The sequence below is a fragment of the Flavobacterium sp. FlaQc-30 genome, from assembly GCF_044005885.1.
GTDB lineage: Bacteria > Bacteroidota > Bacteroidia > Flavobacteriales > Flavobacteriaceae > Flavobacterium.
In genome coordinates this window covers 1-267 of record NZ_JBIPCO010000048.1, presented here as the reverse complement: position 1 = coordinate 267, position 267 = coordinate 1, and the positions used below count along the sequence as shown (strand labels likewise).

1 protein-coding gene is annotated in these 267 nt (G+C 29.2%); it reads left to right on the top strand.

The window, feature by feature from the left end:
* On the top strand, window positions 1-266 hold a 266-nt coding region (locus ACHRV0_RS21680), incomplete at its 5' end, for a hypothetical protein (RefSeq protein ID WP_395442527.1).
* Window position 267: the final 1 nt, after the last annotated feature.

Sequence of the window (267 nt, the reverse complement as noted above, 5' to 3'; positions counted from 1 at the left end):
AATACGGCAATAATGTATTTCTTACTGTAGGAATGGATAAAGTTTCAGAAAATAAACCATACACATTTGGAAGGATATGGATTGAAAATTTTAAAGAAAAAATTGAACTAATGAAATTCAGAGCAGCAAAATTAAATGTAGAAAAGACAAGAAAAAAGAAATATGAAGTTTCAAAGTATACTTTACCTAAAGATTTCGTATTTCCTAAATGGGAAGGCAGAGAACCTCTTGAGTTTCCAGAGTTAGATTACTGGCAGGAAAAATAAT